Raw genomic sequence first — 6,000 nt, forward strand, 5'->3', positions numbered from 1 at the left:
ACGCAAATACCTATTTATTGTATGGGCTTTGGCGAGTATCATGCCATTGTGTAATTACGGATGGTTGATCTTGTTGCATTTGTTACCCGCTGTCGGTTTTCATTGGTGCGTTTTGCTCCCGTCCCTCGTGGTCTGGCTCTGAACGTGCGGTTGAAAGCGGAGAGGCTGGATCAAATTTTGTTGTGTTTAAGGGCATTCACTGCGGGGCGTTACCGGCTACTCTTTCGGGAGTAATACCGATAACCGCAAGTCGGAGTCTTCCTGCGAGGAGCAAGGAGTCAAGATGTTTGATATTGTCGAACTGTCGCGCTTACAGTTTGCTTTAACGGCGATGTACCACTTCCTATTTGTCCCATTAACGCTGGGTATGGCGTTTTTGCTGGCAATTATGGAAACGGTATATGTGCTGTCCGGCAAACAAATTTATAAAGATATGACCAAATTCTGGGGCAAGTTATTCGCAATTAACTTTGCTCTGGGTGTGGCCACCGGGTTGACCATGGAGTTCCAGTTCGGGACCAACTGGTCGTACTTCTCTCATTACGTTGGTGACATCTTCGGGGCCCCGCTGGCTATCGAAGGTCTGATGGCGTTCTTCCTGGAATCGACGCTGGTCGGTCTGTTCTTCTTCGGCTGGGATCGCCTGAGCAAGATCCAGCACATGACGGTCACCTGGTTTGTTGCCCTCGGCTCAAACCTGTCTGCGTTGTGGATCCTGGTCGCCAACGGCTGGATGCAAAACCCAATCGCCTCCGACTTCAACTTTGAAACCATGCGTATGGAGATGCTCAGCTTCTCCGAGCTGGTCTTGAACCCGGTCGCTCAGGTGAAATTTGTTCACACCGTGGCCTCTGGCTACACCACCGGCGCGATGTTCGTGCTGGGTATCAGCTCTTACTACCTGCTGAAAGGGCGTGACGTTGCTTTTGCCAAGCGTTCGTTCGCCATTGCTGCCAGCTTCGGTATGGCTGCTATCCTTTCCGTTATCGTACTGGGTGATGAATCCGGTTACGAAATGGGGGACGTGCAGAAAACCAAACTGGCTGCCATTGAAGCCGAATGGGAAACTCAACCGGCTCCGGCCGCATTTACCCTGTTCGGTATTCCGAACCAGGAGAAAATGGAGAACTCCTTCGCGATTCAAATTCCTTGGGCGCTCGGCCTGATTGCTACCCGTTCTATCGACACCCCGGTTATCGGTCTGCGCGAACTGATGGCACAGCACCAGGTGCGTATCCGTAACGGTATGAAAGCTTACCAACTGCTGGAAGAGCTGCGTGGTGGTAATACCGATCCTGCAGTGCGTACCGCATTCAACGATACCAAACAGGATCTGGGCTACGGCATGCTGCTCAAGCGCTATACCGAAAACGTCACCGACGCAACGGAAGCGCAGATCCAGCAGGCAACCAAAGATTCTATCCCGCGCGTTGCTCCACTGTACTTCGCCTTCCGTATCATGGTGGCCTGTGGTGTGCTGATGCTGTTTATTATCGGCCTGTCATTCTTGAGCGTGGTACGTGGTCGTATCGGTCAGAAGAAATGGCTGCTTCGCGCTGCGTTGTTCGGCCTGCCGTTACCATGGATTGCCGTTGAAGCGGGCTGGTTCGTGGCGGAGTATGGCCGTCAGCCGTGGGCGATAGGTGAGGTGCTGCCAACCGCAGTCGCCACCTCTTCGCTGACCGCAGGCGACATTCTGTTCTCGATGGGGCTGATATGCGGCTTGTACACCCTGTTCCTGGTGGCTGAAATGTACCTGATGTTCAAGTTTGCACGTCTGGGTCCAAGCAGCCTGAAAACTGGCCGCTACCACTTTGAACAACCGACTGCCGCCGTGCAGGAAGCGCGCTAAACAGGAGTCCAAGATATGTTTGATTATGAAGTACTGCGATTTATCTGGTGGCTCCTGGTTGGCATTCTGCTGATCGGTTTCGCCGTCACCGATGGTTTCGATATGGGTGTCGGTATTCTGATGCGCATCATCGGTAAAACCGATACCGAGCGCCGGGTAATGATCAACGCCATTGCCCCGCACTGGGACGGTAACCAGGTGTGGCTGATCACCGCCGGTGGCGCATTGTTTGCCGCCTGGCCAATGGTCTATGCTGCCGCGTTCTCTGGTTTCTATGTGGCCATGATCCTGGTGCTGGCTGCCTTGTTCTTCCGCCCGGTCGGTTTTGACTACCGCTCGAAGCTGGAGAACAGCACCTGGCGTAACATGTGGGACTGGGGCATCTTTGTTGGTAGCTTCGTGCCTGCGGTGGTGTTCGGCGTGGCGTTCGGTAACCTGTTACAGGGCGTACCGTTCCATATTGACGAATATCTGCGTCTGTTCTATACCGGCAACTTCTTCCAACTGCTGAACCCGTTTGGTTTGCTGGCCGGTATTGTCAGCCTGACCATGCTGGTGACTCAGGGGGCAACCTACCTGCAGATGCGTACCACTGCCGAGATTCACCTGCGCTCACGCGCTGCGGCGCAGATTTCTGCGCTGGTGATGGGCGTATGCTTCCTGTTGGCGGGTATCTGGCTGGTGAAAGGTATCGACGGTTTCGTGATCACCTCAGCACTGGATACGGCAGCGGAATCCAACCCACTGCGTAAAGAAGTCGCTCATCAGGCAGGTGCCTGGTTGATCAACTTCAACAAGTATCCAATCCTGTGGGCACTGCCGGCGTTGGGCGTGGTTCTGCCACTGTTCACTATCCTGTTTGCCCGTTTGGACAAAGCTGCGATGGCGTTCCTGAGTTCATCACTGACGATTGCCTGCGTGATCCTGACGGCTGGGGTAACCATGTTCCCGTTCGTTATGCCATCAAGCACCGTGCCTAACGTCAGCCTGACCATGTGGGATGCGACTTCCAGCCTGTTCACGCTGCAGGTGATGACCGTTGTTGCCATTATCTTCGTGCCAATCGTTCTGGCGTACACCGCTTGGGCGTACTACAAAATGTTTGGTCGCCTGGATAAGAACTTCATCGAAAAAAATAAGCATTCGCTGTACTAAGCAAAAGGAGCTAAACCATGTGGTATTTTGCCTGGATCCTCGGAACGCTTCTTGCCTGTGCCTTCGGTATCATCACGGCGCTGGCGCTTGAGCACAGTGAAGATTCAAAAGCGCAGCAAGACGGTAAGTGATGAGTTCGTCACTGGTGGATAAGCTGTACGCTATCACCGACAAGGGCCCGGTTCGGGCCCTTTCATTGGTGTTGGCGGTGATTTTGGCGGGATGTATCTTCTGGGATCCGAGCCGTTTTGCAGCACGTACCAGCTCGTTAGAGATCTGGCAGGGCATCTTGCTGATCTGGGCGGTATGTGCGGGCATCATTCACGGTGTCGGCTTTCGGCATCAGAGCACGTTTTGGCGTGCATTTTTCGCGCCATTACCTGCAATTGTGATCCTCGCCGCAGGATTACTTTACGTTTCTTTATAATCTATTACGCATCCCCCCTGTTATGGGCCGTTCAGGCCCATAATTATTTTCATTCCCATTCAGTAACCCATTCCAAACCCGATCCGTCTTGCGTATAGTAGCAAGCGTTCAATTGCCTTGGTTTGGAAGTCTCGTGAGTAATAAGTTGTTTCGATGGCCGGTTCGTGTTTACTTTGAAGACACCGATGCCGGTGGTGTGGTCTACCATGCCCGTTACGTCGCTTTTTATGAAAGAGCGCGCACCGAGATGCTGCGTCAACATAACTTTCATCAACAGCAGCTGCTCAGTGAAGAACATGTCGCTTTCGCTGTCCGGCGTATGACGGTGGATTATCTGTCACCAGCTCGTCTTGACGACCTGCTGGAAGTGCAGAGCAAAATCACCTCAATACGCGGGGCTTCTCTTACGTTTGCTCAACGCATTGTTAATTCTGACGGTACTCTCTTGAGTCAGGCCGATGTATTGATTGCATGCATTGATCCACACCAAATGAAGCCGATAGCGCTTCCTAAGTCTATTGTCGCGGAGTTTAAGCAGTGACTGACATGAACATCCTAGATCTATTCTTGAAGGCGAGCCTGCTGGTCAAGTTTATCATGCTGATTTTGATATGCTTTTCAGTGGCCTCTTGGGCGATTATCATCCAGCGGACCCGCATCCTCAATGCGGCCACTCGCGACGCCGAAGCCTTCGAAGACAAATTCTGGTCTGGTATCGAGCTTTCCCGTCTGTATCAGGAAAGCCAGGCGCGTCGCGATAGCCTGACTGGCTCAGAGCAGATTTTCCATTCCGGTTTCAAAGAGTTTGCCCGTTTGCACCGCGCTAACAGCCATGCGCCGGAGTCGGTGATCGAAGGGGCAACGCGTGCGATGCGTATTTCGATGAATCGTGAGCTGGAAACGCTGGAAAACCATATTCCTTTCCTCGGCACCGTGGGTTCCATCAGCCCGTACATCGGCCTGTTTGGTACCGTGTGGGGGATCATGCACGCCTTTATCGCCCTGGGCGCGGTAAAACAAGCCACCTTGCAGATGGTCGCTCCGGGTATCGCCGAAGCGTTGATCGCCACGGCCATCGGTCTGTTTGCCGCGATCCCTGCCGTTATGGCCTATAACCGCCTAAACCAGCGCGTTAACAAGCTTGAGCAGAATTACGACAACTTTATGGAAGAGTTCACCGCTATTCTGCATCGTCAGGCCTTCTCCAGCGACAGCAAATAGGAAGTAGGAGGGTAGCATGGCGAAAGTTCGTGGTCGTAACAAGCGTGAGCTGAAGTCGGAAATCAACATTGTTCCGCTGCTGGACGTCTTGTTGGTGCTGTTGCTGATCTTTATGGCAACCGCGCCAATCATTACCCAAAGCGTTGAAGTTGATTTGCCTGATGCCACCGATTCCAAGACGGTGTCCAGCGACGATAATCCACCGGTGATCCTGGAAGTTTCCGGCGTAGGTCAGTACACCCTGGTGGTTGATCACAACCGTATGGAGCTGTTGCCGCCTGAGCAGGTGGCGGCCGAAGCCAAGTCGCGTCTGGCAGCTAATCCGAAGACGGTGTTTTTGATCGGTGGGGCCAAGGAAGTCCCGTATGATGAGATTATCAAGGCATTGAATATTCTGCATCAGGCGGGTGTCGCTTCCGTAGGGTTGATGACCCAGCCAATCTAACCGTAAGGTCAGTGGCAACCCGGTTCCTGCACTGTGGTGCAGGAACCCCGTTTAAGCAGCAGTTTTTGGGATTCTATTTTGGTAAAGGCAACTGAGCAAAATGATAAGCTTAACCGCTCCGTGATTGTTTCGGTGGTTCTGCACATTCTATTGATTGCCCTGTTGATTTGGGGTTCGCTGTACGAAAATACTGAAATGAGTAGTGCAGGCGGCGGCGGTGATGGTTCCGTGGTCGGGGCCGTGATGGTCGATCCAGGGGCGGTGGTAGAGCAGTACAACCGCCAGCAGCAACAGAGCAGCGATGCACAGCGTGCAGAAAAGCAGCGCCAGAAGAAGGCGGAGCAGCAGGCTGAAGAGCTGCAGCAGAAACAGGCGGCGGAACAGCAGCGCCTGAAAGAACTGGAACAAGAGCGTTTGGCCGCGCAGGAAAAAGCTGCGCAAGACGCCAAGGCCCAGGCCGAACAGCAGAAGAAAGCCGCCGAGCAGCAACAGCAGGCTGCTGAGCAGCAGAAAGCGGCAGAAGCCGCTGCGGCGAAGGCCAAAGAACAACAGAAGGCAGCCGAGCAGGCTGCGGCGAAAGCCAAAGCCGAGGCGGATAAAATAGCCAAGGCGCAGGCAGATGCGCAGAAGAAAGCCGAAGCGGAAGCCAAGAAAGAAGCGGCCGCTGCCGCCGCTGCTAAAAAGCAGGCGGAAGAGGCGAAGAAAGAAGCCGCCGCGGCCGCTGAACAGAAAGCAGCTGAGGCTGCAGAGAAGAAAGCCGCTGCCGACGCTGAGAAAAAAGCTGCCGCAGAAGAAGCGAAAAAAGCCGCCGCTGCCGAGAAGGCTGCTGCCGCCAAGAAAGCCGCAGATGCCAAGAAGAAGGCCGCTGAAGCCGCTAAACAGTCTGCTCTTGCTGAAGAT

Annotated in this window: 8 protein-coding genes; all 8 read left to right on the forward strand. The window is 53.8% G+C overall.

The genetic code is table 11. The annotated features are described in order from the left end of the window. Positions 1-283 precede the first annotated feature (283 nt). Positions 284-1,852: a cytochrome ubiquinol oxidase subunit I gene (gene cydA, locus JHD74_RS13865; protein ID WP_021805267.1), complete on the forward strand. Its 1,569-nt coding sequence runs from the start codon at positions 284-286 to the stop codon at positions 1,850-1,852. Between the two features lie 15 nt (positions 1,853-1,867). Then, a complete protein-coding gene (gene cydB / locus JHD74_RS13870) occupies positions 1,868-3,007 on the forward strand; it encodes a cytochrome d ubiquinol oxidase subunit II (protein ID WP_074027944.1) in 1,140 nt (379 codons plus the stop codon). Positions 3,008-3,024: 17 nt separating this feature from the next. Further along, entirely contained in the window at positions 3,025-3,138 is a 114-nt protein-coding gene (cydX, locus tag JHD74_RS13875) for a cytochrome bd-I oxidase subunit CydX (RefSeq protein ID WP_021805265.1), read from the forward strand. Next, positions 3,138-3,434, forward strand: a complete 297-nt coding sequence (gene ybgE, locus JHD74_RS13880) for a cyd operon protein YbgE (protein ID WP_024529346.1) — start codon at positions 3,138-3,140, stop codon at positions 3,432-3,434. The genes cydX and ybgE overlap by 1 nt, the downstream gene beginning before the upstream one ends. Before the next feature lie 133 nt (positions 3,435-3,567). Further along, positions 3,568-3,975, forward strand: a complete 408-nt coding sequence (ybgC, locus tag JHD74_RS13885; protein WP_021805263.1) for a tol-pal system-associated acyl-CoA thioesterase — start codon at positions 3,568-3,570, stop codon at positions 3,973-3,975. After that, entirely contained in the window at positions 3,972-4,655 is a 684-nt protein-coding gene (gene tolQ / locus JHD74_RS13890) for a Tol-Pal system protein TolQ (protein WP_024483139.1), read from the forward strand. The genes ybgC and tolQ overlap by 4 nt, the downstream gene beginning before the upstream one ends. 16 nt (positions 4,656-4,671) lie before the next feature. Continuing rightward, positions 4,672-5,100 (forward strand): colicin uptake protein TolR, encoded by a 429-nt coding sequence (tolR, locus tag JHD74_RS13895; protein ID WP_024529347.1) that lies wholly within the window; start codon positions 4,672-4,674, stop codon positions 5,098-5,100. Between the two features lie 78 nt (positions 5,101-5,178). After that, the coding region (tolA, locus tag JHD74_RS13900; protein WP_199062904.1) for a cell envelope integrity protein TolA at positions 5,179-6,000 on the forward strand (822 nt) is incomplete at its 3' end.

Origin of the sequence: Serratia sp. ASV30 (assembly GCF_016428815.1) — a bacterium.
GTDB classification, from domain to species: Bacteria; Pseudomonadota; Gammaproteobacteria; order Enterobacterales; family Enterobacteriaceae; genus Chania; species Chania fonticola_C.

Coding starts and splice junctions, on each gene's coding strand:
- cydA (WP_021805267.1), top strand. CDS start 284: ATGTTTGATATTGTCGAACTGTCGCGCTTACAGTTTGCTTTAACGGCG.
- cydB (WP_074027944.1), top strand. CDS start 1,868: ATGTTTGATTATGAAGTACTGCGATTTATCTGGTGGCTCCTGGTTGGC.
- cydX (WP_021805265.1), top strand. CDS start 3,025: ATGTGGTATTTTGCCTGGATCCTCGGAACGCTTCTTGCCTGTGCCTTC.
- ybgE (WP_024529346.1), top strand. CDS start 3,138: ATGAGTTCGTCACTGGTGGATAAGCTGTACGCTATCACCGACAAGGGC.
- tolR (WP_024529347.1), top strand. CDS start 4,672: ATGGCGAAAGTTCGTGGTCGTAACAAGCGTGAGCTGAAGTCGGAAATC.